Annotated in this window: 19 protein-coding genes; 13 read left to right on the top strand and 6 right to left on the bottom strand. The window is 65.2% G+C overall.

Annotated elements, in window-relative coordinates; translation table 11 throughout:
• Nucleotides 1–90 precede the first annotated feature (90 nt).
• Complete coding sequence (pta, locus tag HRL51_RS08815) at nt 91–2,145, bottom strand: phosphate acetyltransferase (protein ID WP_172120338.1); 2,055 nt, start codon at nt 2,143–2,145, stop codon at nt 91–93.
• 284 nt (nt 2,146–2,429) lie between these two features.
• Here pta and HRL51_RS08810 point away from each other — a divergent pair, with 284 nt between their 5' ends.
• Nucleotides 2,430–3,539: a LacI family DNA-binding transcriptional regulator gene (locus HRL51_RS08810; protein ID WP_172120336.1), complete on the top strand. Its 1,110-nt coding sequence runs from the start codon at nt 2,430–2,432 to the stop codon at nt 3,537–3,539.
• Between the two features lie 301 nt (nt 3,540–3,840).
• Here HRL51_RS08810 and HRL51_RS08805 read toward each other — a convergent pair whose 3' ends face one another.
• Together HRL51_RS08805 and HRL51_RS08800 are read right to left on the bottom strand one after the other, a co-directional pair.
• Nucleotides 3,841–4,839: a sugar phosphate isomerase/epimerase family protein gene (locus HRL51_RS08805; RefSeq protein ID WP_172120334.1), complete on the bottom strand. Its 999-nt coding sequence runs from the start codon at nt 4,837–4,839 to the stop codon at nt 3,841–3,843.
• 35 nt (nt 4,840–4,874) lie between these two features.
• Nucleotides 4,875–6,077, bottom strand: a complete 1,203-nt coding sequence (locus tag HRL51_RS08800) for a Gfo/Idh/MocA family protein (RefSeq protein WP_172120332.1) — start codon at nt 6,075–6,077, stop codon at nt 4,875–4,877.
• Nucleotides 6,078–6,266: 189 nt separating this feature from the next.
• Here HRL51_RS08800 and HRL51_RS08795 point away from each other — a divergent pair, with 189 nt between their 5' ends.
• Nucleotides 6,267–7,313 (top strand): LacI family DNA-binding transcriptional regulator, encoded by a 1,047-nt coding sequence (locus HRL51_RS08795; RefSeq protein ID WP_172120331.1) that lies wholly within the window; start codon nt 6,267–6,269, stop codon nt 7,311–7,313.
• A gap of 1,331 nt (nt 7,314–8,644) precedes the next feature.
• Here HRL51_RS08795 and iolG read toward each other — a convergent pair.
• The 3 genes from iolG to HRL51_RS08780 form a co-directional block, all read right to left on the bottom strand.
• Entirely contained in the window at nt 8,645–9,634 is a 990-nt protein-coding gene (gene iolG, locus HRL51_RS08790) for an inositol 2-dehydrogenase (protein ID WP_172191347.1), read from the bottom strand.
• A gap of 173 nt (nt 9,635–9,807) precedes the next feature.
• On the bottom strand, nt 9,808–10,884 hold the full coding sequence (locus HRL51_RS08785) for a transaldolase family protein (protein ID WP_172191345.1): 1,077 nt from the start codon (nt 10,882–10,884) through the stop codon (nt 9,808–9,810).
• Between the two features lie 175 nt (nt 10,885–11,059).
• Nucleotides 11,060–11,806, bottom strand: coding sequence for a GntR family transcriptional regulator (locus tag HRL51_RS08780; RefSeq protein WP_172191343.1), 747 nt, complete (start codon nt 11,804–11,806; stop codon nt 11,060–11,062).
• 318 nt (nt 11,807–12,124) lie between these two features.
• Here HRL51_RS08780 and iolC point away from each other — a divergent pair, with 318 nt between their 5' ends.
• From iolC to HRL51_RS08725, 11 genes are all read left to right on the top strand, one after another.
• Nucleotides 12,125–13,117: a 5-dehydro-2-deoxygluconokinase gene (gene iolC, locus HRL51_RS08775; RefSeq protein WP_172120324.1), complete on the top strand. Its 993-nt coding sequence runs from the start codon at nt 12,125–12,127 to the stop codon at nt 13,115–13,117.
• Nucleotides 13,118–13,126: 9 nt separating this feature from the next.
• On the top strand, nt 13,127–14,005 hold the full coding sequence (locus HRL51_RS08770; RefSeq protein WP_172191341.1) for a Cgl0159 family (beta/alpha)8-fold protein: 879 nt from the start codon (nt 13,127–13,129) through the stop codon (nt 14,003–14,005).
• Entirely contained in the window at nt 14,002–14,871 is an 870-nt protein-coding gene (iolB, locus tag HRL51_RS08765; protein ID WP_172120322.1) for a 5-deoxy-glucuronate isomerase, read from the top strand. The genes HRL51_RS08770 and iolB overlap by 4 nt, the downstream gene beginning before the upstream one ends.
• A gap of 55 nt (nt 14,872–14,926) precedes the next feature.
• A complete protein-coding gene (gene iolD, locus HRL51_RS08760; protein ID WP_172191339.1) occupies nt 14,927–16,834 on the top strand; it encodes a 3D-(3,5/4)-trihydroxycyclohexane-1,2-dione acylhydrolase (decyclizing) in 1,908 nt (635 codons plus the stop codon).
• Between the two features lie 460 nt (nt 16,835–17,294).
• Complete coding sequence (locus HRL51_RS08755; protein WP_172120320.1) at nt 17,295–18,788, top strand: CoA-acylating methylmalonate-semialdehyde dehydrogenase; 1,494 nt, start codon at nt 17,295–17,297, stop codon at nt 18,786–18,788.
• Nucleotides 18,789–19,111: 323 nt separating this feature from the next.
• A complete protein-coding gene (locus HRL51_RS12015; RefSeq protein ID WP_425321756.1) occupies nt 19,112–19,504 on the top strand; it encodes a peptidase inhibitor family I36 protein in 393 nt (130 codons plus the stop codon).
• A gap of 743 nt (nt 19,505–20,247) precedes the next feature.
• The gene (locus tag HRL51_RS08745; RefSeq protein WP_172191335.1) at nt 20,248–20,478 is read left to right on the top strand and encodes a hypothetical protein; all 231 of its coding nucleotides are present in this window, start codon (nt 20,248–20,250) and stop codon (nt 20,476–20,478) included.
• A 142-nt stretch (nt 20,479–20,620) separates the two neighbouring features.
• Nucleotides 20,621–21,907 (top strand): peptidoglycan-binding domain-containing protein, encoded by a 1,287-nt coding sequence (locus tag HRL51_RS08740; protein WP_172191333.1) that lies wholly within the window; start codon nt 20,621–20,623, stop codon nt 21,905–21,907.
• A complete protein-coding gene (locus HRL51_RS08735) occupies nt 21,904–23,979 on the top strand; it encodes an ATP-binding cassette domain-containing protein (RefSeq protein ID WP_172191331.1) in 2,076 nt (691 codons plus the stop codon). The genes HRL51_RS08740 and HRL51_RS08735 overlap by 4 nt, the downstream gene beginning before the upstream one ends.
• Before the next feature lie 198 nt (nt 23,980–24,177).
• On the top strand, nt 24,178–25,107 hold the full coding sequence (locus tag HRL51_RS08730) for a sugar phosphate isomerase/epimerase family protein (RefSeq protein ID WP_172120315.1): 930 nt from the start codon (nt 24,178–24,180) through the stop codon (nt 25,105–25,107).
• 103 nt (nt 25,108–25,210) lie between these two features.
• The gene (locus HRL51_RS08725) at nt 25,211–26,218 is read left to right on the top strand and encodes a Gfo/Idh/MocA family protein (protein ID WP_172191329.1); all 1,008 of its coding nucleotides are present in this window, start codon (nt 25,211–25,213) and stop codon (nt 26,216–26,218) included.
• Nucleotides 26,219–26,303 lie beyond the last annotated feature (85 nt).

The raw sequence follows: 26,303 nt of genomic DNA, 5'->3' as shown, positions 1-26,303 counted from the left end.
TTCTGGTGGCGCGCGTGAGGGGTGGATAGAGAGGCGGCAGCACGGGGCGCCGGGCGCGGACCTGAGGGCCGCGTCCAACGCCCCGGTGGCTCAGCCCTGTGCCTGGACGGCGGTGATGGCGACGGTGTTGATGATGTCCTCGACCAGCGCGCCTCGCGACAGGTCGTTGACCGGCTTGTTCAGGCCCTGCAGCACCGGGCCGATCGCGATGGCGCCGGAGGAGCGCTGCACGGCCTTGTAGCCGATGTTGCCGGCTGACAGGTCCGGGAAGATGAAGACAGTGGCCTTGCCGGCCACCGCGGAGCCAGGAGCCTTCTTGGCCGCCACGGTGGGGTCGATGGCGGCGTCGTACTGGATCGGCCCCTCCACCGCGAGCTCGGGCGCCTTGGAGCGCACGATCTCGGTGGCCTCACGGACCTTGTCCACGTCCACGCCCTTGCCCGAGGTACCGGTGGAGAAGGACAGCATGGCTACGCGCGGCTCGACGCCGAACTGGCGGGCGGTCTCGGCCGAGGAGATGGCGATGTCGGCCAGCTCAGCGGCCGTGGGCTCGGGGTTGACGGCGCAGTCGCCGTAGACGAGGACCCGGTCCTCCAGGAGCATGAGGAAGACCGAGGAGACGATGGAGGTGCCCGGCTTGGTCTTGATGATCTGGAAGGAGGGGACGATCGTGTGGGCGGTGGTGTGGGCAGCGCCAGAGACCATGCCGTCGGCGTCTCCCATGTGGACCATCATCGTGCCAAAGTAGGACACGTCCTGGACCTTCTCACGCGCCTGCTCCAGGGTCACGCCCTTCTTGGCGCGCAGGCGCGCGAACTCGGCGGCGTACTTCTCCAGCAGCTCCGGGTCGGAGGTCGAGACCACGCGCGCGGCGGCGATGTCCAGGCCCAGCTCGGTGGCACGGGTGCGTACCGTCTCCTCCTCGCCCAGAAGGACGACGTCGGAGATCCCGCGACGCAGGATGGCGTCGGCGGCGTGGAGGATGCGGTCGTCGTCCGGCTCGGGCAGGACGATGGTGCGGCGGTCGGCGCGGGCGCGCTCAACCAGCTCGGCCTGGAACATGACCGGGGTGACCACGGCTGAGGGCTCGACCTCCAGGGCGCTGAGCAGGGCGTCCAGGTCCGCCTCCTGCTCGAAGGTGGTGACGGCGACGTCAATCTTGCGGTCCGAGGCGTGTGCCAGGCTGCCGGTGACCGCGCCGGCGACCTTGGCGGCCTCGAAGGTGTCCCGCTCGGTGGTGAGCACCGGGATGGGCTGGTCGAGGCCCTTGAGCAGCTGCAAGACGTACGGGGCAGGCTCGAAGCCGCCGTTGAGGATGAGGGCGGCCAGGTTCGGGAAGCCGGAAGCTGCGTTGGCGGCAGCCAGGGAGATCAGGACGGCTGAGCGGTCGGCCGGGGTGATAACCACCTGCCCCTCAGTCAGGCGCTCCAGGAGGTGAGAGACATCCATGGCGCCCACGAGCAGGGACTCCGCCTCACGGTCCAGCAGCGCCTCGTCACCGGCGATGAGGGTGGCCTCCAGGGCCGTGGCGATCTCGCGCAGCGTCGGGGCAGACAGGAAAGGGACCTCGGGCAGGGTCGTCGTCGTGACTCCGGGGATCTCTGCGATGGCGTCAGCCACGGCCTGACGGGTCTCAGCCTGGCAGCGGTTGGCCAGCACCGCAACGGTGCGTGCGTGGTTCTCTGCGATCTCGGCGATGGAGACCTCGGCGGAGGAGCGTACGTCAGCAGCGCTCTGACTACCGGAGACAACCAGCAGAACCGGGGCACCAATGTTGGCTGCTACCCGGGCGTTAAGAGAGAGCTCCGGGGTGCCGGCGACGTCGTCGAAGTCGGAGCCGTCGATGATGACAACGTCGTGCTCACGGGCCAGGGCACGGTAGGAGTCGACGATACGAGTCAGGGACTCCTCGGGATCCGCACGCAGCTCGTCCCAGGTCACACCCACGCAGCTGGCGGGGTCTGCGCTTGAGCCTGCGCGGGTCAGCAGGAGCTCCAGGACCGGGTCCTGCTCGTGGGTGGCGACGAAGGGGCGGAACACGCCCACCTTCGCGACGACCTTGGTCAGTGAGGCGATGAGGCCCAGGGCCACGGTCGTCTTGCCGGTTGCGGCATTGGGTGAGGCGATGTAGATACTGCGCGCCACGTTGATGCGTTCCTTCGTTGGGATCTCGGAGTCGAGCCGGGCGGGTCGATCGAGCGAACCCGCCCAGACTGATTGTGCCTCGAAGCGTGTGCGTGGTGTAGCCGTATGGTGGTCAACCGTCAAAGGTCACGTTGTGGCGAGAGGCATAGTGGGGCGGCTGGGTGGGGCGGGAGCAATAGTCCTCTGCGCGGCATCAAGGTGCTTGCACGTGGTCAGGGCCAGCGACGATGATCGGGACCGGGGCACTCCAGCCCCATCAGGACCGGCAGGAAGTGGGATGGGACATGGAAGGCTCTGGCCGTGCACGTGCCGTCACCCAGGCTGAGGTCGCTCAGGAGGCGGGGGTCTCGCGCGGCCTGGTCTCCATGGCGCTGGCAGGGTCCTCCCGTGTCGCTCCTACCACCCGCAACCATATCCTTGCCACGGCCCAGCGCCTGGGCTACCGCGTCAACCGCAGCGCTGCGGCACTCGCGTCAGGACACTCCGGACTCCTCGGCCTGGTCCTCCCGGATCTACGCAACCCGTTCTTCGACTACATCGCTCACTGTCTGCAAGAAGCTGCCAGACAAGCGGGGCTGACACTCATCATCGCCATCGCCTCCGGCAGTCCCGACGACGACGGCGCAGGGCGCCAGGCCCTGGAAGCCCTGCTCGCCATGCAGCTCGAAGGGCTCGTCCTGGTTTCACCGGCGATGTCAGACGCCGCTATCCGTGCGTTGGGCGAGGAGACATCCGTCTGCCTCGTGGGCCGTGCAAGCGCGGGTGGCGCAACTGACACCGTCCGCCTGGATGAAGCGGCGGCTGCGAGCGCCGTCGTCGCACACCTGCGCGAGGCCGGAGCGGACAGCCTGGTCTACCTCACGCCGCCCCGTCACGAGGATCCCAACGCTGTTGAACGTGGTGAAGCCTTGCGGCACGCAGCCGTCCAGGCAGACACGGAGCTGGAGACGGTGGTTGCTGGGGCACAGAGCAGCTCGGGGCTGCGTCAGGCCTTGCAACGCGCATGGGATCGTGGCTTCCACCCTGGGGTGGTGGCGCACAACGACGTCGTTGCCCTGGATGCGCTCGCGGTCTTGCGTGGATCGGCACTATGGGTTCCTCTGGTCTCTTACGACGACACCTACCTGGCTCGCCGGGAGGAGTTCTCGATCACCAGCGTGGAGCAGCCTGCTGAGACGATGGCGCGTGACGCGATCCGTTTTGTGTGTGAGCGCTCAGGGCGAGTGCAGGCAGACGACGCAGATGCAGCCGGTGGAACCGACGGCGACGCTGCAGAGGATGCTTCTGCCTTGCCACCTGCCGCATCTCAGGGCCGCTCGCACGTGGGTGCCGGGCGTCACGTCACGGTCGCGCCGGTTTTGGCGGTGCGTGCCTCGTCGATCCTGCGGGGCTGAGTCGCCGTCGTACCGGCCCCGTCCAGGTCGGATACACGTGCGCCTGGGGTGAGCCGCAACAGCTCTGCACACGCGGAGGCGGATATCGGCGGATCATGCGCGCCGGGGACGAGCAGATACACGTCAGCCCGGGACTGCGGTGGCGCCACGCGCGTCACCGCAGTCCCGGGCTTGTGCTTCCCTACCTCAGCGGATCGACGAGGTTGGGTGTGCCGGGGAAGGGAAAGGCAAGGGACGTCAAGGAAAAGTCCTGGTCTGACTGGCCTGGGCACTGAGTCGGCCCAGACCAGTCAGGGCCGGGTCACAGCGCCTTGGCAGCAGCCAGCAGATTCGAGGCGGAAATCTGCAGGCCCTCGACGTTGCCGTACTCGGCGTCCTCGTGCTCGATGTTGACGTTCATGTTCGGGTCAGCCTGCTCGATGGCGCGCAGGAACTCGGTCCAGTAGTCGGTGTCGTGGCCCAGGCCGAAGGCGACGAAGCGCCATGCCGGGTCCTGGGGCCAGGAGTTGCACCAGTAGCCGTAGGCCACGGGGACCTTGCCCTCAGCCTCAGCCGGGACGTGGCCGAAGTCGGTGTCGAGAACGCCGCGGTAGGAGGCTCCGGGGAAGATCTTGGTGTCCTTGGCGTGGACGTGACCGATGAGGTTGCCCAGGCGCTTGGTGGCGGCGATGGGATCCATCTGCTGCCAGAACAGGTGCGAGGGGTCCATGTTGACGCGCAGGTTCGTCGCGGCGGTCTCCTCAATCAGACGCTCGAAGGAGGGAACGTTGAAGACGAGGTTGCGCGGGTGGAGCTCCAGGCAGACCTTGACGTCATTGTCCCGGGCGAGCGCGTCGATCTCCTTGAAGAAAGGAACGACGACGCTCCACTGGTAGTCCAGGATCTCCATGTCGATCCCGTTCCAGGGGTTGACAACCCAGGTGGGGTACTTGGCGGTCGGGTCGGTGCCGGGGGTGCCCGACATCGTGACGATTTCCTTCACGCCCAGTGCGCCGGCTAGGCGGATAGCGTTGCGCAGGTCCTCGGCGTGCTTGAGGCCCTCGTTGGGCAGCGGCGAGGTGGGGTTGCCGGAGGTGTTGAGACCGGACAGGACCATGCCCTTGTCTTCGAAGATCCCCAGGTAGTCCTCGCGGGCGGTCTTGGAGGCGAGCAGCGAGTCAACGGGGCAGTGAGGGGAGGGGATGAATCCTCCGACGTTGACCTCTGCGCCGGTCAGGCCGGCAGCCTTGAGGACGTCGAGGGTCTCGGACAGGCTGTGGTCGCCGAGGCAGGCGGTGTAGGCGCCGTAGGTGAGTGCCATGGTGGTGTTCTCCTCAGAGCTGTGGTGGGTGGTGATCACTTGTTGAAGCGAGAGACGTCGACGGCGGCGCCTCCGTTGGCTGCTGACTCGGCAACAGCGTTGGCAATGAGCATCTCGCGGTAGCCGTCGGCGAAGGTGGCGCAGCGAGGCAGCGACTCGGCTTCTGCCACACCAGCGACCTGCTGGAGGAAGGCGTAGGCCTGGTAGGTGAACTGCTCGATCTGGGTGCAGCCCACGCCGCCGAAGGCCATGGAGGAACCGCGCTCGAAGTAGGGGAAGGTAGGGTTGACCAGGACCTGGCGGGGGCCGGACAGTCCGGCAGGTGCCGAGGCGTCGTCGACCATGATCTCGCCGGTGCGAGCCAGGTCCCAGTAGGCGCGGCCCTGGGAGCCGTGAACGTCGATCATCATGGCGTTGGGCATGCCCCAAGTGATGCGCGAGGCGGAGAAGGTGCCGACGGCGCCGTTCTCGAAGACTCCAGTGAAGGAGGCGACGTCGTCGTTGGTGACCGGAGCCATCTCCGCGTTGGAGGTGTCCAGCGCGGTGCCGCGGGTGACGTGGCCCTTGGCGACAGGGCGCTCCTTGATCGCCGTGACGAGGGCGCCACCGGAGACGGAGACCAGGCGACCACAGATGGTCTCTGCGGTGTCGATGAGGTGGGAGCCGACGTCGCCCAGGGCGCCGGAGCCCATGGGGCCGGAGTAGCGCCAGGCCATCGGGGTGGACGGGTCAGCGCCGTAGTCGCACCAGTAGCGGGCGTTGATGTGGTTGATCTCGCCCAGGTGGCCGGTCTCGACCAGCTTCTTGATCTCGGCCACGGCCGCGTTGCGGCGGTAGGTGAAGCCGGTGGAGGTGACGACGCCGGGGATGGCCGCTTCAGCCTCGGCCATGGCCTTGGCGTTCTCGAGTGTGTCCGCCAGGGGCTTCTCGCACAGGACGTGCTTGCCGGAGCGGATCATCGCTTCGGCAATCTCTCGGTGCAGGGCGTTGCCGACCACGATGGAGACCATGTCGATGCTGGGGTCGTCGGCGATGTCGCGCCAGTCAGTGACGGCCTTCTCGTAGCCGTAGCGCTCCGCGGCGTCGACGGCAAAGGGCTCGTAGGCGTCGGCGATGGCTGCGAGGCGGACCTTGGGGAGGCCGAGGTCGAAGACGGTGCCGACCTGTCGCCAGGCGTTGGCGTGGGTGGTGCCGGCCATACCTGCACCGATGACGGCGACGGAGAGTGTCTGATCCATGATGGTGTCCTCATTGACGGGGGTGTTCACTGGAGTGTTAACGCGCGTTAACGCATGGTAGGAGTATGCTGCCTGCGATTGACGCGTGTCAAGCCTCATCGCCTAGGAACTCGATGTGGCTACCTGGGGTGGACGTGCCACAATCGCGGTGGTTCAAGTAGATCGTCAGCGATGTGAGGAGGTTCCGTGGTGCCCCGCTCTCGGCGCGCGGTCACGATCGCGACCGTGGCCACACGTGCAGGCCGATCGATCTCGACGGTCTCGGCTGCGCTCAACAACGCCCCCGGCGTCGCTTTGACTACTCGCCGGGAGATTCTCCAGGTCGCGGCGGAGCTTGGCTACGAGGCCGATCCTCGCGCCCGGCTCATGCGTGCCTCGCACGCGGGGATCATCGGGGTGTCTTATTTCCCCGGCCAGGCCTTCCAGGCGGAGCTGGTAGACGGACTGTACCGCGCCGCCCAGGTTCACGGGCATGGCCTGGGGCTGGCTGCCTCGACTCCACGCCACGCAGAGGCGGAGGGAATCCGCGCCCTGGTGCGCAACCGCTGCGAGGCGATCATCGTGGTTGACTCACACCTTCCCCATGAGCAGCTGCGGGAGGCCGCCGGAGCGGTTCCCCTGCTCCTGCTGTGTCGGCAGAGTCATGCCGAGGGTGTGGACGCCGTGCGCTCCCAGGATGAGGTGGCCGTGGCCCGGCTAGTCGAGCACGTGCTGTCCACCGGGCGGCGGGAGATTGTGTACGTCGACGGCGGGGCGGCCTCGTCCGCGCAGCTGCGCGCTCAGGCCTACCAGCAGGCGATGGAGGCCCGTGGCATGAGGGCCCACGTGGTACCGGGTGGGGATAACGAGGAGGTGGGGATCCGGGCGGTGGCAGCACTCGCGGACTGTGGCGGGCTGCCCCAGGCGCTCCTGCTCTACAACGACCGCGCCGCTCTGGGTGCCCTAATGGAGCTGCGGCGACGAGGGGTGCGGGTGCCGCAGGAGGTCGCGGTCGCCGGCTTTGACGGGATCGAGATGACGGCACTGAGCGCTGTGGACCTGACCACGATGCGCCAGGACGTTGACGTGATAACTGACGTTGCCGTTCGTCACCTCATTGAGCAGCTGGGCTGTGAGGATCCTGGTTGGCGTACCACGGTGGGGCAGGGGGTACTGCGTTTCGCCCAGGCCGGAGGCGGCAGCCTGTTCACCGTGCCGGCGCAGCTGGTGGTCCGTGGTTCCACCGCCGTGTGCTGACTCGACGAGCGGGACTGGGGGAGGTGAGCGCCGGAACTCACCTCCCCTGGTCCCGTGTGCCTAAGCCTCTGGGCTTGCGTCCTGTGCTGGGTCTGCAAGGGCGTGCGTCAGGAGGAGCGCGCGGATAGAGAGGTAGACGCACAGTGCGGCACACAACAGTGCTGGATGTGTCAGCTCAAAGGTGTATGAGCTTAACACATCGGTCATGCGTAACGTGGTGCTGAACGTATATGCTACGCCGCAGGCAAAGGCGAGAGCTAATCCCGGGGCTACGGTTCCGATGGTGACAATTGTCCGTGCACGAGCTCGTGACGTGACGATTCTCGCGCCTGCTTCTGCGATCCAGCCGAGGGAAATGCCGATTCCGAGCGCCCACGTGGCGACTGAAAATGGGTTGACGCCGCTGGTCGCCCGGTAGGTCGCGATCACGGTAAATGACAAACAAAGAGCAAGAGTGACCAGGGCTCCAACCGTTCTTGATGTCCGCATGGTGACGCATCCTCTCTATTAAAGGCTGGGGCTGCACGTCCATTTAGTGCAGCACTTTCCTGCTTTACCTGCAAGCGTTGCCACGAAGCATGCAATTTTTGGGACTGCTCCGGGTAGCCCCGAGCAGATTGACTCCAGCCATCCTGGGGGATTGATTTGAGGCAGTTCAAGCTATAATTCTCACATCGATGAACCAGGCCAGCGGGACAAGCGCCGGTTGTCGTTGTGAGGGAGGTGTTCGCCTCTGCGATTCTTGCGAACGCGGGTTCTTTCTCGTATGCGGAGACGGCGTCGGGTTGTGCGACTGCAAGTGATGGGTTCTTAGGGTCTGATGTGTCAATGGTGATATCGACAAAAGGGAGTGACTCAGTATTTCCGGTAGCGCGCTCCTGATCAAATCCTCCAATGAAGTCCTGAGCGTCTGTGTGGCTGTGATGAGTTCATCCCTGTCAAGGGAATCAATTGCTGTGACTGTGTTACAGTCCGGCTGTGCTGGTATGTCGCTGCTCGGTGAGCCGGTTGCGGGAGTGACTGTGAGTAAGCTCAGGGCTGCAATTGTGGCAAGAGTCTTTGCCCAGGTACTCGTGGTGACCTCCATGCAAGAGGCAAGGGGAGTGATTGTGGTCTCACAAGAGTAGTCTCGTCACACGTGTTTGGCAACATATGATCGGCGGTGAGTTGTCGGTGTGCGGTGCAGGCCAGACATGTGTCATATGGGTTGACGGAGAGGCAGCGGGTCGTGGGGGCGCAGACACAGCGACGGCGCCCGCCGGTGGCGGACGCCGTCGTCTGAAGCGCTGGAAGGACGGTGCCGTCCAGGTCGGCTCGTGCGTGGCTGCGAATCAGGCCAGGCGGACGGGCTGTCCGGTCCTGGCGGACTCCGTGGCAGCCTCGGCCAGGCGCAGAGCCTCAACGGCGTCGGCGATGGTGGTCGGGGTCGGAGCGCCGGCCTCAACGGCCTCGATGAAGGCAGACAGCTCGATGCGGTAGGCGTCGGCATAGCGCTCGAGGAAGAAGTCGAGGTACGGCTCCTGGGCGTCAGTCACCTCAGCGTTGGACAGGCGCACCGTGGTGGCGCGGACGTTCTCAGCGAACAGAGCGCCGTCGCGACCTGAGGCCTCCAGACGCTGGTCGTAGCCGGAGGCGCAGTGGCGGTTGTTGATGATCGTGGCCACGGCGCCAGAAGCGGCACGTAGGGTGACGACGGCGGCGTCGTAGTCGCCGGTCTCCTTGATGGCGGGGTCGAGGTTCTGGCCGACGGCGTGGACCTCAACGATGTCCCCCAGGAAGAAGCGAGCGGTGTCGAAGTCGTGGATCGTCATGTCGCGGAAGATGCCGCCGGACACCTTGATGTACTCCACCGGCGGGGCGGCGGGATCGCGGGAGATGATGGTGAGCTGCTCCAGGTCACCGATGCGGCCGTCGTTTACTGCCGAGCGGACGGCGGCGAAGTTGGGGTCGAAGCGGCGGTTGAAGCCGAACATCACGGGGGTGGTGATGGCGTCGAGCTCGGTCTGGGCGGCAACGACGTCCTTCATGTCCAGGGCGATGGGCTTCTCGCACAGCACGGCCTTGCCGGCCTTGGCGGCGGCCAGCAGGTGCGGGATGTGCAGCGGTGTGGGGGACCCGATGACGACGGCGTCGACCTCGGGATCGGCGAAGACGTCCTCAGCGTCCTTGCAGGAGCGGGTGCCGTACTGGCTGGCCAGCTTCTCGGCGGCGTCGCCGAAGGGGTCGCACACCAGGGCCAGGGCGGCCTGGGGGTGGGCGGCGATGGTCTTGGCGTGGACGTGGCCGATGCGGCCGGCGCCGATGAGGGCGATGTTCAGCATAGGAACTTCCTTGTTGTGTGTGCTGGTGATGACGTGAGTATGCCTTGCGGCATTGATGACGCGCGTCAGCGCGGCGGTAGTGAAATGTGCTCGTCGTGGGTTGTCCCACTGGCGAGCACGGAGGAAAAGGGTCCGGGTCAGGTGACCTTGCTACCTGACCCGGACCCGGTGCCTCACGGCTGGGGCATGATGACGTCGCGGACGAGGCCGTCAAGGTCCTCGTCAGACTGCATGAATCCGCGCAGGGTACGCACGGTGGCACCGAAGGTCTCGAACTCCTCGATGGACATGCCGTCGGGCTCGTAGGCGCGGCGGAACTCGGGGATCTCGAGCAGGGCCTTCATGATCCTCGGGTCGACCTCGTCGTCAATCTTGGACACGACCTTGTAGCCGGAGTCGTTGATCAGCTTCTGCCAGGCGAAGGGCGGAGAGACCACCAGGTCACCGCCAACGAGCTCAGACCACTGCATCACGTTGCGGAAGGCTGCGGACAGCACGCGGGCGCGCAGGCCACGGGCCTGGAACTCGTGGTAGGCGCGCTTGAGGGCGGCCACGCCAGACCACTCGAAGATGCCCGGGTCCACGAAGAGACGGTCACGCTTGGCCACGATCTTGAGCCAGTCATCCAGGCGCCCACCCATGAGGGTGACGACCGGGCCCATGGTGGAGACGTCCTTGCCCTCAGCCTCGCGGCGCTTGAGTCCGCGCTCAATGGCCTCACCAGCGGCGACAGCCTGGGCGACGGTGAAGGAGACAGTGACGTTGATGGACACACCGCGGTAGGTGGCGTCCTCGATGGCCTCGATACCGGTCTTGGTGGCCGGGATCTTGACGATGATGTTCTTGGCGAGCTGGGAGAACTCCTCGGCCTGGTCGGCCAGAGCCTTGGCGCTGCGGGCCAGACGGGGGTCGGTCTGCATGGACAGGCGTCCGTTGCGGCCCTTGTGCTCCTCGAAGATGCCCTCGTAGAGCTTGGCGCCCTCGATGGACAGCTCGCGGACAACCTGCCAGCCGATCTCGGACTCGGACATCGTTGGGTTCTCCTCGGCGATCTCCTTGATCCGAGGGATCCAACGCTCCTTCTTCTGGTTGATGCAGGTGTAGGCGATGGTCGGGTTGCAGGTGGCGCCCACGCCTCCGAAGGCGATGGACTGACGAAGCTCGTCGGGGTCAGCGGAGTCGTTCCACAGCACCGTCGGGGTGGTGCGGGCGGCCTCGAGAAGAGGGCCGGGGGTGTAATCAATGCTCATTGGCGCATCTCCTGAAGATGTGAGACTGCGGTCGGCTTCCTCGCCGTGCCGGCCGATGGCTCCATTCAAGTGCCCCAAGGCCTCCACGTCAAGTATTTGTCTGGACAAATTCAGAAATCGGGTGACAGACAGGCGTCAGGCGCGGGGTGCCGTGGCGCCTAGCCCCTTGGAGGCCTCAGCTTGTGAAGAGTGTGGTCTCGAAGGAGTAGCGGGAGGCGCGGTAAATATGTGTGCCGTACTCAATGACCTGACCGTTGGCGTCGTAGGCCGTACGCGTGGCAGTCAGCAGTGCTGCCCGGCGATGCTCACCCAGTGCCTCGGCTTCCTTCGCCGTGGCATTGCGGGCGCTGATGACCTGGTTGGCTGACGCAGGAACCTGACCTTCGCGCCGTAGGAGGTCGTAGAGACCCTCGTGCTCCAGCTCTTCGCGTGCGGGGGCGATGCGTGCCGGAATGAGGTTGGTCATCAAGGCGATGGGCTCGCCGTCAGCGCGCCGCAGGCGCTGGACTCGCACGACGTCGGTGCCAGGGTCGATCTGCAGGAAGGTCGCTTCCTCGTCAGACGCCGGGTGCTGGTCGTAGCTCACGACAGCGGTCTCTACCTGGTGCCCGCCCTCAGTGAGGTCGGTGAGGAGGCTGGAGAGCTGCATCGGGCGGCGGACGTGAGGGGAGGTGACGGTTGTCCCCGCGCCGCGACGTCGGGCGACCAGACCGCGGTCTGCTAGGCGCTGTAGCGCCTGGCGTGCGGTGGGTCGGGAGACGTTGAGGCGGTGCGCCATCGAGACTTCGTCCTCAAGACGGGTGCCGGGCTCGAGAGTGCCGTCGAGGATCAGGGCCGCAAGCGGCTCGGAGATCTGCATGTGGAGGGGGACGGAGCTTGCGCGGTCGACGGTGACCTCGAGCTGATAGGAGGGAGCGGGCATCTGTGTTCCTTCAGGGGGCAGCCCCGGGCGTGCTTGTGGACGCGGGGCCGTGTTCTCGTTCTTACCGTACGTGATGACGGCGCTCGCGTCAGGTGCTCGAAGTCCCAAGATGGCACGAACGGTCAGGACAATCGCTGTCGACAGGGTGGCAAGAGCGCTCGGTGGAGCGGATTGTGCCACTCCGAGTGTCTTCGCGAGCCACGCGATTATTTGTACGGACAAAGACTTGACGCCGGTGACTGTAAGGGGCACGCTTGGGGCGTGCGCGAAGTCGGCCGCTCCGTGCGCGCCCGCCCCGACGATGTGGAAGGGAAGGCCATGACAGCCTCGACCAGTACCCCACCGCTTGACGTCCTGACCATCGGACGTTGCGGCATTGACGTCTACCCCCTCCAGACCGGGGTCGGTCTGGAGGATGTGGAGTCCTTTGGCAAGTTCCTGGGAGGCAGCCCCACCAACGTGGCAGTGGCAGCCGCTCGCTACCGCCACCGCTCCGCCGTCATCACCGGTGTGGGCGATGACCCCTTCGGTCGCTTCGTCCGCCGTGAGATGCGGCGACTGGGCGTCTACGACGACTACGTCGTCACCAAGGCCGACTTCCTCACCCCGCTGACGTTCTGCGAGATCTTCCCGCCTGACGATTTTCCCCTGTACTTCTACCGCGAGCCCTCGGCTCCAGACCTGGAGCTGACCCAGGCAGACATCCCCATGGATGCCGTGCGCGAGGCAGAGATCTTCTGGATTTCCGCAACCGGTCTCAGTAAAGAACCCTCACGTACGGCGCACCATGCCGCACTCGGTGCCCGCGAGCGCAAGCGCGTTACCATCATGGATCTGGACTACCGTGCCAGCTTCTGGGAGAGCGAGGACGAGGCCCACCAGTACGTCTTTGAGGCCCTTCCTCACGTCAATGTGGCCATCGGTAACCGCGAGGAGTGCCGCATTGCTGTGGGCGAGAGCGACCCGGAGCGTGCAGCCGACGCCCTGCTCGAAGCGGGAGTGGAGGTTGCCATCGTCAAGCAGGGCATGCATGGCACGCTCGCCAAGACTCGCGACGAGCGGGTGGAGATGCCGGTGACGCCGGCAACGACCCTCAACGGCTTGGGCGCGGGCGACGCCTTCGGTGGCGCGATCTGCCACGGCCTGCTGTCGGGCTGGCCGCTGGAGAAGACCGTGTTCGCGGCCTCGACTGCCGGAGCGATTGTCGCCTCCCGGCTGGAGTGCTCCACGGCGATGCCTGCCGAGCCTGAGCTGCTGGATGTCATGCGGACCTACCGTGACCAGTGCGCTCCCGAGCTGAAGGACCTGTGAGAGCGAGTCATGTCATCAACACCTCTGACTGACAAGATCGTTGAGATCCGGACGCACACGCCTGAGCGCATTGCTCAGGTGATGGCTGACCGCCCGCGCGGCACCATGCCGGCCGGCGATGACAAGCTGATGATCATCGCCTGTGACCACCCCGCACGTGGTGCGCTGGCTGCTGGCCGCGACCCCATGGCGATGGCCTCGCGTGAAGAGGTCCTGGCTCGGTGCGTGGAAGCACTCTCGCGCCCCGGTGTTGACGGTTTCCTGGGAACTGCCGACCTCATCGAGGATCTCGCACTGCTGGGTGCCCTGGACGGCAAGCTCGTCTACGGCTCGATGAATCGCGGCGGCTTGGCCGGCGCCACCTTCGAGATGGATGACCGCATGACCGGGTACGACGCCGCCGGAGTAGTGGCCTCGCGCCTGGACGGCGGCAAGATGCTCATGCGGATCAACTACGAGGACCCGCGCACTGTGGACACCCTGGCGACCTGCGCCAAGGCTGTTGACGAGCTAGCCGAGCGTCAGGTGATGGCCATGGTCGAGCCATTCATCTCGCGCTGGGATAAGGGCAGGATCATCAATGATCTGAGTCCTGACGCCGTCATCGCCTCAATGGCGATTGCCTCCGGGCTGGGGCGCACCAGCGCCTACACATGGCTTAAGCTTCCGGCTGTGCCGGAGATGGAACGGGTCATGGAGGCATCGACCCTGCCCGCACTTATCCTGGGTGGTGCGGTGTCTGCGGACGCCGACGCCGCTCGTGACAGCTGGCGCCGTGCGCTTGATCTGCCCACCGTCAAGGGACTGGTGATCGGCCGTTCCCTTCTGTTCCCTCCCGACGACGACGTCGCCGGGGCCGTCGACAACACCGTAGGACTTCTCTCATGACCCTTGACATGCACGTCCGTGCCGGTCAGACCGCGCACGACCAGCTTTCTGTTGACATCTCCGCGACCGATGCGGGCTGGGGCTTCTCCGGTCTTCGGGTGGTCAACCTGGCTGCCGGTGAGTCCGTGGCGCTGGCCTCGGGCGACTCTGAGCTTCTCGTCCTGCCGCTCGAGGGCGGCGTGAGCGTGGAGGTCGACGGCGAGACCTACGAGATCAACGGCCGCACCGGAGTCTTCGAGCAGATCACGGACTCGCTGTACATTCCGCGGGGCAAGTCCTTCACCCTCACCAGCGCACAGGGTGGTCGCTTCGCCCTGCCGTCCTCGGTGGCGACCCGCGACCTGCCGGTGCGTTACCTCCCGCGTGAGAAGGCCACCACCGGCATTCGCGGTGCGGGGGACTGCTCGCGTCAGGTCACTAACTACGCGCTGAACAACGACGTTGAGACCTCCCACCTCCTGGTCACCGAGGTCATCACTCCCGGCGGAAACTGGTCCTCCTACCCGGCGCACAAGCACGAGGCTCACACGGCCGACGAGCGTGAGCTCGAGGAGATCTACTACTTCGAGATCGCCGCGTCTCCCGCTGGCGACCCCGGCTTCGGTCTGCACCGCACCTACGGTTCCAGCCCCGACAAGCCGATCGACGTGTGCGTCGAGATCCGTAACGGCGACGTGGCACTGGTGCCCTACGGCTACCACGGTCCGTGCGTGGCAGCGCCCGGATACGACATGTACTACCTCAACGTCATGGCTGGGCCAAGCGAGGACCTGGTCTGGCTTGCCCCCGACGACCCGGCGCACCACTGGATTCGCCAGTCCTGGGAAGGGCAGGAGCCTGACCCGCGCCTGCCGATGGCCCGCTGACGACTGTCGACTGACCACCTATCTACCCATCACGTCCACAGAAGAGAGACGACACATGAGCAATGAGGCCTACCAGGGCACCATCCGCCTGACCGTCGCCCAGGCGACTGTCCGCTTCCTGTCCAATCAGTTCTCCGAGCGCGACGGCGTCGAGCACCGCCTCATCGAGGGTGCCTTCGGCATCTTCGGTCACGGCAACGTGGCCGGTATCGGCCAGGCGCTGCTGCAGAACGAGATCAACCCGGCTGAGGGCGAGAACCCGATGCCGTACATCATGCCGCGTAACGAGCAGGGTGCTGTTCACGCCGCAGCCGCCTTCGCCAAGGTGCGCAACCGCCTGTCCACCTACATGGTGACGGCGTCCATCGGCCCCGGCTCGCTCAACATGGTCACCGGTGCGGCTCTGGCCACCACCAATCGTGTGCCGGTCCTGATCTTCCCCTCCGACCAGTTCGCCACCCGCGTTCCGGACCCGGTGCTCCAGCAGCTTGAGGACCCCACTACGCTGGACCTGACCGTCAACGACGCCTTCCGTCCGGTCTCCCGTTTCTTCGACCGGATCAACCGCCCCGAGCAGCTCATCCCCTCGCTGCTGTCGGCCATGCGTGTCCTGACTGATCCGGCCGAGACTGGTGCAGTGGTCATCGCCATGCCGCAGGACGTCCAGGCCGAGGCCTTCGACTGGCCGGTGGAGCTCTTCCGCAAGCGCGTGTGGCACGTGCGTCGCCCCGTGGCTGAGCCCGCCGCTCTGGAGCGCGCGGTCGCCAGGATCAAGGCTGCCAAGCGCCCGATGATCATCTCCGGTGGTGGCACGATCTACGCCGAGGCTTCCGAGGAGCTGCGCGCCTTCGCTACCGCTACCGGTATCCCGGTGGCAGACACGCAGGCCGGTAAGGGTGCCATCAACTTCGATCACCTCTGCGCCATCGGTGGTGTGGGCTCGACCGGTGGCGACTCCGGTAACCACATCGCCGACAAGGCTGACCTGGTCATCGGTATCGGTACGCGTTACTCCGACTTCACCACGGCCTCCAAGACCCAGTTCAAGAACCGCGACGTCGAGTTCGTCAACATCAACGTCACCCCCTTCGATGCCGCCAAGCAGAGCGCCGAGATGGTCGTTGCGGACGCCCGCGAAGCCCTGGTCGCTCTGACCGAGGCACTCAAGGGCTACCACGTTGACGAGGAGTACACCGCTGAGATCGCTCGCGAGCGTGAGTCCTGGCTGGCTCGCACCTCCGAGTGCTACCACCTGGGTCACGGCCCGCTGCCGGCTCAGACCGAGGTCTTCGGTGCGCTCAACGAGATGCTCGGTGACGAGGACATCGTCATCAACGCTGCTGGCTCCATGCCTGGTGACCTGCAGGCGCTGTGGCAGGCCCGCACTCCGGTGCAGTACCACGTGGAGTACGCTTTCTCCTGCATGGGCTACGAGATTCCGGCTGGCCTGGGCTGCAAGCTGGCTCGCCCCGAGTCTGAGGTTGTCGCCATCGTCGGTGACGGCACCTACCAGATGCTCCCCATGGAGCTGGCCACCGTCGTTCAGGAGAACGTCAAGGTCATCTACGTGCTGCTGCAGAACTACGGCTTCGCCTCCATTGGTGCGCTGTCTGAGTCCCGTGGCTCCCAGCGCTTTGGCACCAAGTACCGTCAGCGCGGCGAGGGCTCGCACCTGGCTGACGAGCAGACGGTCAAGGGGGTGGACATCGCTGCCAACGCTGAGTCCTGGGGCCTGAAGGTCTACCGCGTCGGCTCCATCGAGGAGTTCAAGGAGGCTTACGCCAAGGCTCACGCTGCAGATGAGGCCTCCATGATCCACATTGAGACCGACCTCTACGGCCCCAACCCGCCGGCTTCTTCGTGGTGGGATGTCGCGGTGTCTCAGGTCTCGAGCCTCGAGTCCACCCAGAAGGCCTATCAGGACTACCTGGAGGACAAGAAGCCTCAGCGTCACTACCTGTGAGCTGATTCCCCAGGCTGAGGGCCCTCGCCTCCTACTGCATAGTGTCCCCAGGTCCCTTCCATGACAGGATGACGGGTCCCGGTCGCGACGGCGGGGCTGCGGTGACGTGCCGCAGCCCCGCCGTCGTCATGTCTGGTGCGGGTCGGGGAAGGGGATGGAATTGGACGGAGCGAAGACGGCGAAGACTCGGTGCGGATCGGTGCAAGGCCTGGTCCTGGACTGATGGCGGATTGGCCCAGGACCGGCCGATGGCTGACCGAAGGTTGATCGAGGACTGGCCGAGGAAGCAGCCCCGGCATGTGCGCTGGAGGAGAAATCCTGTCTCATTGTGCTGACAAAAGGTGTCCCTGCCGGGGGAGGAGGGGTTAGGGTGACACTGCACATGCACGACAGGTGCTTCGACCCCGCTCCACGGTGAGGCCACCAGCCCTGTCCCGTGACGACTCAGGAGTCTACGACGATGAAGACGATTGCCCACTGGATCGACGGACGGTATGACGAGGGAAACCCCGTCGGCCGTTTTGACGTCGAGAACCCTGGAACTGGAGAGGTTGAGGCCCAGCTCCTCCAGGCCTCCTCCGATGACCTGAACCGCGTGGTCGAGATTGCTCGCAAGGCGCAGAAGGAGTGGGCGAAGGTCTCCCTGGCCAAGCGCACTGCCATCATGTTCAAGATGCGTCAGCTTGTCCTGGACCACCAGGACGAGATGGCCCGTCTCATCGTGGCCGAGCACGGCAAGAACTACTCCGACGCCATCGGCGAGATCCAGCGTGGTCGTGAGACCCTGGACTTCGCCACCGCGATCAACGTTGCCCTCAAGGGCGAGCACTCCTTTGACATCTCCACCGGCGTGGACATTCACACCCTGCGCCAGCCGGTCGGCGTCGTCGCCGGAATCTGCCCCTTCAACTTCCCGGCCATGGTGCCGATGTGGATGCACCCCATCGCCATCGCCACCGGAAACGCCTTCATCCTCAAGCCTGCGTCCACCACCCCCTCGGCCGCTCTGCTGACTGCCGAGCTGTACAAGGAAGCCGGCCTGCCCGACGGCGTGTTCAACGTCCTGTCCGGTAACCGCGACCTGGTCACCGACATCCTTGAGCACCCCGGTATTGACGCCATCTCCTTCGTGGGTTCCACCCCGGTGGCCCACATCGTTCAGAACACGGGTGTCACCCACGGCAAGCGCGTCCAGGCACTGGGTGGGGCGAACAACCACGCCATCGTCATGCCTGACTCTGACCTGGACTTCGCCGCTCAGCACATCTCTGCCGCTGCCTTCGGTGCAGCCGGCGAGCGCTGCATGGCCCTGCCGGTCGTCGTCGCTGTCGGCGGTTGCGGTCCTGACCTGGCTCAGCGCGTCAAGGCTCATGCCGAGAAGATCAAGGTCGGCTACGGCATGGACGAGGGCGTCGAGATGGGTCCGGTCATCGATGCCAAGGCCAAGAAGCGCATCATCGGCCTGATCGACGACGCCGAGGCCAAGGGCGCTGAGGTTGTCCTCGACGGCCGCGACCTGGTCATCGAGGGCCACGAGAACGGCCACTTCCTCGGCCCGACCATCGTGGACAACGTCCCGCTCGACTCCGAGCTGTACTCCGAGGAGGTCTTCGGCCCGGTGCTCGCCATCGTGCACGCAGACACCTACGAGGAGGCCATCAAGCAGGTCAACTCCTCGCCCTTCGGTAACGGTTCGGCCATCTTCACCAACGACGGGGGTGTGGCACGTCGCTTCACCCTCGACGTCGAGGCCGGCATGGTCGGTGTCAACGTGCCGATTCCGACGCCGGTGGCCTACTACTCCTTCGGTGGTTGGAAGGAGTCGCTGCTGGGCGACACCCACATCCATGGTCCCGAGGGCGTGCGCTTCTACACCCGCGCCAAGGCCATCACGCAGCGTTGGCCCAGCGAGAAGACCTACGCGGCCACGATGTCCTTCCAGCGCGAGGAGTGAGGCGGCGCCAGGTTCCTGGTAGCTGACCAATCGTGAGGGGCGTGCCCGGGAGGGCGCGCCCCTCACGTGTGTCGTGTGGCCAGTCAGGCGTGGGCGTGATGTGTGCCCGCGTTCATGCTGATCGCGACCCAAGATGTTGGTTGATTGGATAGTGGTTAATGTGAAGGAGGATCGGTGAGTATCAAAGGGTAGCGGCCATGATTGTCCTGACGAAAAGTTGATGGTGTGAAGATGTTGACATGGCACTGCCCTCAGTTTTACTCTCATGTGCGTGAGAGTTGTCACTCTCGCTTCTCCCTGAAGATCCCAAGGAAGTGGTTGTGATGTCGAGGAAAGTTATCTCGGTCGCTGCGTCTGTGTTGCTTGCTACGGGTGCCTTGGTATTGCCCTCCACAGCCCAAGCTGCCCAGGGGGACTGTGGATCTGGGTATGCGTGCATGTGGGAGCATGCTGGTTATCAAGGGGGAGGTGTCTCTTTCCAGCGCTATATTCCTGACCTGTCTCTGTGGTCATTCACCAATGGTAATCGCGCCGACAATGCGGTGAGTTCTGTGTGGAATAACGGGAACTATGAAGATGTCTGCTTGTTTACCGGCGCGAATGGCCTCGGGAGATCCCTAAGGGTGGGCAAGAAGACGTGGATTGATAATCTGTCATCGCGCGGATTTAACGACCAGGTCTCATCCGCGTACTTCACCGGATTTCGCTCATGCTAGGGAGGCTGCTGCGCGGTCGGCCTCGCCATACAGTTAGTGTCTCGGCTGTCCTCGTGCTCGTGCTGTGTGGAGCGTGCCAGTCAACGGTCCCAGGGGCGGGTGGCGGCACCGGTGCCCCCCTCGAGACAGAGTTTGACGCATCGTCTGTGACTTCCTCGCAGATCCCTCCGGACGGGACAGTCTCCTCGTCTGGTCTGGTAGTCAAGGACTACCAGCGTGGCACATTGCCGACGGATCCCTACCGCGGTGTGAGTTCGGAACTGTACGGGTACGCCCGCGGTGTCTACGTGGCCACCTGCATGGTGGGTAAAGGAAGGCAGTCTCCTCCAGTACCGGTCTACAACTGGAATGATCCGAGCGCGACGGTCTCAGGAGGTTGGGGTCGGCCAGACACGGTTGAGGAGGCCCGCCAGTACGGTTATCACCTCCTGCGCAATGACAGGGGGCAGTTCGCGGATGCCATGGCTATCTTTATGGCGTCGCAAGATGAGGGATACCGCGCCGACTACGTGGCGTGCGGCGAGGAAGCCGACGAGGATCCACTGCTCGCGGACCACACGAGCACCGCCATCGGATTTGGCCCAACCACGGGGGTTGACGATAACCCTGATGTCAAGAAGGCCGTGGCTGCCTGGCGAGAGTGCATGGCACCGTTAGGGATCCCAGATCTTCCGCAGGACGCTCCTGGGACGGCCCCCTCGTTACTGGAACGATTCGGGCTCGGTGGGGCTGACAATCCAAACATGTCTGACGCTGCCACCCTGTCCACTGAGGAGATTGATATGGCGGTCCACCAGGCTCAGTGCACGCAGGACAGCGGCTACGGCACTCTTACCTATGGCCTGGCATGGATGGAGGACGAGGCGCTTGTCAAGGCGCACTCCTCAGAGTACTCAGCGCTCTATGCCAAGATCCAGGAGGAGGAGCAGGCACTGAAGGACTACATTAACGCCCATCGCGGAGTGGTGGGCTGAGACAGTGGAGCCCTTTGAAGACGCTGGTTTAGCGCGAGCCGTACCCACGAGCGCTGCATCAGAAAACATACAGGATGATAACAATGAGCTGGCTTCCGGTCTCGCACGGCCGCGTCATCGCCGCTGGACACTCCCTGCGGCCGTGGTCCTGGTCCTCGCTCTGGTCATCAGCGGTACCTGGTGGCTGGCTCGCAGCGTCCAGTCTCCCGCTCAGCGGGAGGCAGCGGCCGCTGCACCTTCACTGAAGCCAGTGACGGTCGCCGTGGCCAGAGGGGACCTGCGTGATGAGATCACCGCGACCGCCACGGTGGCTCAGGCCTCAGCAAGTACAGTGGCTCTGCCTCTGGGTGAGGGGCGAGCAGTCGTCACCCGCCAACTTGCCCAGGCTGGGCAGGAGATCCACGCCGGCGAGGTTGTCCTGCACGTGAACGGTCGTCCCCTCATCGCGTTGCCGGGGGCCTTCCCGGCCTACCGCGACCTCGTCGAGGGGGACCAGGGAGACGACGTCATCCAGCTTCAGCAGGCTCTGACGGCGCTTGGATACCAGCTGCGCGCAGACGGTGACTTCGGGACAGCGACAGCCAGCGCGGTCAAGGACCTGTACGTCAAGCGCGGCTACACGGCGCGGACGGTCCGTGAGAGAGCCTCAGCCCAGTCCTCTGACCAGAATCAGACGGACTCGGACAAGACAGGGACGGACAAGTCTGACCAGGCACAGGTCGATGGCCAGGCCGACCAGAAGGCCGCCACACTGAAGGTGACGGTTCCGCTCTCGGAGGTCGTCTACGTCCCTGGCCTGCTCCAGGGCCAGGTTCTCACTGCCCTGCCCGGGCAGGGACAGGTGCTGGATTCCTCCACCGCGGTCATGGGTCTGGCCAGCGGCCAGACCCACGTGGAGGCTGAGATGCCTCAGTCTACGGCGGATACCCTGAGCATCGGGGCCAAGGCCCGGGCGACGACGGCCAACGGTGAGATCACGCTGACTCTGCAGGAGGTACGCAAGCCCGTCGCCTCCTCCTCAGGTTCTGCCGACACGTCACACACCGCAAATGGCTCTGGGCCGGGGCTTGCTGCAGCAGGTGCGTCAGGTAACCAGCAGGACAGCAGTGGGACGGGCGCTATGGGGATGCAGGTTGCTCACGTGCAGATGGTGGCCGTCTTCGCGGTGGAGCCAGGTGAGCAGCTCCCTGCCACCGGAACCACTATGGTTCTGACGATTGAGCGGACCCCGGCGGTGTCTGGCAGCCTGCTCGTACCCAAGCGTGCTCTTGTCACCTCCAGCGACCAGTCTCATACCGTCCTCGTGATGCGCGCCAACGGGACTTTCGAGTCGGTGAGCGTGACCTTGACGGGATGCGTTGGTGGACAGTGCGCGGTGGAGTCTGACTCGCTCAAGGAAGGAGAGCAGCTAAGGGTGGACCAGTCATGACGCAGTTGCGCCTGGAGGGGCTAGGACGCACCTATCCGGCAGCGGTGCCTGTCCAGGCACTCCGGGGGGCGACTCTGACGATCCACCAGGGTGACTTCGTCGCTATCGAAGGGCCTTCGGGCGCGGGCAAGTCCACTCTCCTCAACCTCCTGGCGCTGCTGGACAGTCCCACCAGCGGCAGCTACCTCATCGACGGGTGCCCGACCGCTGGTCTCAGTGACAGTGAGGCCGCACGTACGCGTGCGCACACGTTCGGGTTCATCTTCCAGTCTTTCCATCTCATCGCCCATCGAAGCGCCCTGGAGAACGTCATGCTCGGAATGGCGTACCAGGGTTCTTCCCCGGCACAGGCCCGGCAGCAGGCGCTCCAGGCGCTGGAGTTCGTCGGTCTGTCTCCTCGAAGCGACATGGCGGTAGGGCAGCTGTCGGGAGGGGAGCGGCAGCGGGTCGCTATCGCACGGGCGGTGAGCGCGGGAGCCCCGGTCCTCCTGGCGGACGAGCCCACCGGGAACCTGGACACGGCCTCCTCCAGCGCGATCATGGATCTGCTCCAGGCACTGAGCCGGCGGGGGACGACAGTAGTTGTCGTTACGCACGATCCGCTTGTGGCAGCGCGAGCCCGCCGTCGGATTCGAGTCGTAGACGGGCGGGTCAGCGAGGCTCAAGCGGACGGCCTGCCCGCACTCGCGGTTTGCCCACCAGCGGTCACCGATCCTGTGCCCTGTGCGCCCCGTGGACCTGAGTGTGAGGGTGGCAGCGCGCTCCTCCTGCGCCCCGCGCGTGTCTCGGAGGAGTTGTTCCGCGCACGTGCAGACGATGGCCTTCCGGCTGGCGGCGACCCTGACGTGGCGGCAGGTGATGGTGTGAGCAATATGGAAGGGCGACGTCCTAGCCACGTGGCCTGGCCGATGATGCTGCATGACGTTGTGCAGGCTCTGGTTACCGAGCCCGGTCGCATGGCCCGGCTCGTGGGAGTCGTCCTAGTGGCGGTCATGCTCACCCTGACCATGACGGGCCTGGCCTACTCGGCGCGCTACCAGGTCTCCGACACCTTTGACGCCCAGCGCAACCGTCGTGTGGCCGTGGGGGTGACGGAAGACGGACAGGAGACAGGACCTGCTCAGGTGGCGGATCAGCCCGACCGCCATGGGCTGGAGCGCGTGGCAGCAGTGTCTGGCGTGGAGGAGGTCATGGCCCTTAGCGCCCATGGCGACGTCAGTGTCACGACGGACCCGCGTGTGACACAGGCACCTGTCCCTCTCTACGGAGTCACTGCTGTCACCGATCTGCCTCACCTGCTCACCGTCCAGGACGGCGCCCTGGGCATGGATCTGCGTGCCGGTCTGGGCAGAGGTCAGGCACTCGTTGGAGTGGGAGCCGCCGCCAAGATAGGACTAGGGCCCCTGGACGGCTCCCCGACCATCTGGGTGGATGGCGCGCCCTATGAGGTGGCTGGCCTGGTCAGCGAGGCGGGGGTGCGTCCGGAGCTGCTGAGCGCCGTCATTCTCAGCCAGGAGCAGGCCTCTGAAATCGATGCGGCTAGTGACGCGGGGATCGAGGTCTGGGTGCGGCCGGGGGCGGCGCAGGGAGTCGGTAAGGTTGTGGCAGCGGCCTGGCTGCCTACGCTCGCCGACCACACAACGACCGTGGCGCCACCTGATCCGCAGGCGATGCGAGCAGAGCTGGAGTCCAACGTCCGCACCATTTTGCTGACGCTGACGCTCGTGGCCGTCCTGGCCGGGTTGCTGACCCTCTCCAGTGCGATGAACACTGCCGTCCAGGCCCGCCAGGGCGAACTGGCTCTGCGGCGCGCGATGGGTGCCAGGCGGGTCCATCTGCGTGTCCTCATCGCGGGGGAGGCCGTTCTTGTGGGCCTGGTGGGAGGCATTCTGGGGAGCGTCGGTGGGGTTCTTGCGGTCCTTGCTGTCACGATCCTCCAGCGGTGGCAGCCGGTCCTTGAACCCCTCAGCGTGCCGCTGGGGCTGGTCGTCGGTGTGTGTACGGGGCTGGTTGCGTCGCTGCTGGCGGCGCGCCGGGCCAGTTGCATCGATCCAGCGGTGGCACTGCGTTAGCTGCGCTGACCAGGGCGGAGGCAAGGCTGAGTGGCGTGAACCTGCTGCTTGCTCCGCGTGCCATACAGTGTGGGTAATTGCTTGTGGGCTTAATTTGTCTACACAAATGGCTGGCGTGTCGCTGCGGGAGCATGTACGCTACATCGTGTCCGAAACGATTCGGGCGCGCAGGATCCTTCCACTCAAGGAGCGACAACGATGTCTAAGGCTGTCAACACCCTCGACCCCAAGTACTCCAAGCTCACCATCGGCGTGTGCCCCGACCAGTGGGGCGTCTGGTTCCCCGAGGATCCCAAGCAGATGGACCCCCGCCAGGCATGGCAGGAGATGGCTGAGGCAGGCTTCGAGGTCATCGAGACCGGTCCGTTCGGCTACTTCCCGACCGACCCCAAGGAGCTGCAGAAGTGGTGCGACGAGTACGGCATGCGCGTCGTCGGTGGCACCGGCTGGGGCATCCTTCACAAGCAGGAGGCCTGGGAGGACACCCTCAAGACATTCCGCGCCATCGCTGAGACTCACGCCGCCGTCGGTGCCGAGTACATCGTTCACCTCCCTCCGCTCTACCGCGACGACAAGACCTGGGAGTGGACTGACGACCGTGTCCTGAGCGACGACGCATGGAAGCTCTACGTCGAGCACGCCAACGCGCTGGGCCAGATGCTCCTGGACGAGTACGGCCTCAAGATGGTCCTGCACCCCCACGGCGACTCCCACATCGAGACGCCTGAGGAAATCGGCCGCATCTTCGACGCGACCGACCCGACCTACGTCAACCTCTGCCTCGACTCCGGCCACGTGGTCTACGGTGGCGGCGACCCGATCGAGCTGTGCAAGAAGTACCCCGAGCGCATCGCCTACGTCCACATCAAGGCCTTCGACGAGGACATCACCCGCGAGGCTCACGAGAAGGACTGGCCCTTCGGTGAGGCTGTGACCAAGGGTGCTTCGGTCTGCCCACCCAAGGGTCTGCCCGAGATGCACGCCTTCGTTGACGCTCTGGCCGAGCTGGACAAGCCGCTCTACGCGATCTGCGAGCAGGACTGCTACCCCTGTGACCCGTCCTTCCCGAAGCAGAACGCCATCAACATGCGCACCTACCTGGCCGAGTGCGGCCTGGGTCTGGCCTGATACTTCCCCACCTCCGACACCGCCTGCGCCGTCGCCGCGGTGACGGCGCAGGCGGTTCCCACGACATCCTTCACCACCCACTACTCAAGGAAGAGACACTGACATGACTGTTCGCATCGGACTCATCGGCGCCGGCGGCATGGGCCGCGCGCACCTCGCCCGCATTCACAATGACCTGGCCGGCGCAGAGATCACCGCCGTCGCCGACATCGTCCTGGACGCCGCCCGCTCCGCCGCTGAGCCCTACGGCGCCAAGGCCTATGACAACTCCGAAGCACTCATCAACGACCCTGAGGTCGACGCCGTCGTCATCGCCACCTTCGGTAAGGTGCACGCTCCCGACGTCATCAAGTGCATCGAGGCTGGCAAGTACGTCCTGTGCGAGAAGCCGCTGGCAACCACCGCTGAAGACTGCCTGGCCATCATGGAGGCCGAGCAGAAGGCCGGCAAGAAGCTCGTCACCGTCGGCTTCATGCGCCGCTTTGACGCTGCCTACAACGAGATGAAGGCCGTTCTGGACAAGGGTGACAACGGTGAGGCGCTGCTCGTCCACAACCGTCACCGCAACCCTGCCGTGCCTGAGTCCTACACCTCGCGCATGGCGATCGACGACACTGCGATCCACGAGATCGACACCATGCGCTGGCTGCTGGGTGAGGAGATCACCGAGGTCCGTATTGACCGCCCGAAGTCCACCCACCGTCGCTTCGAGCACCTCATTGACCCGGTTGTCGTCGTCATGCGCACCGAGTCTGGCGTCCTCATCGACGACGAGGTCAACGTCAACCTCGAGTACGGCTACTCCATCGAGTGCGAGCTCGTGCTGGAGAACGCAGCGGTACGCCTGGGTGACCAGGAGCGGATCTTCATCCGTGACATCCACGGTGACCGCAACGCCATGTGCCAGTCCCACATCGACCGTTTCCAGGCCGCCTTCAACACCGAGTTCCAGTCCTGGATCAACGCTGTGGCTGCCGACGAGCACACCGGTTCGACGTCGTGGGACGGCTACGCCGCTACCGCCGTCGTCGACGCAGCGGTCGAGTCCCTGGAGAATGACGGCAAGGTCGTCAAGGTCGCGATGGTGGAGCGTCCGGATTTCTACGCCTGATTTGTCCTGAGCATCACATCTGGACAAACGGCACTTGTTAGGACATACTCGTCCCGGACGACGAGGAAGTCGACTCCAGAGAGGA

Origin of the sequence: Actinomyces faecalis, assembly GCF_013184985.2 — a bacterium.
GTDB classification, from domain to species: Bacteria; Actinomycetota; Actinomycetes; order Actinomycetales; family Actinomycetaceae; genus Actinomyces; species Actinomyces faecalis.
The sequence above is the reverse complement of the archived record's forward strand: the minus strand, read 5'-3'. Positions and strand labels throughout refer to the sequence as shown.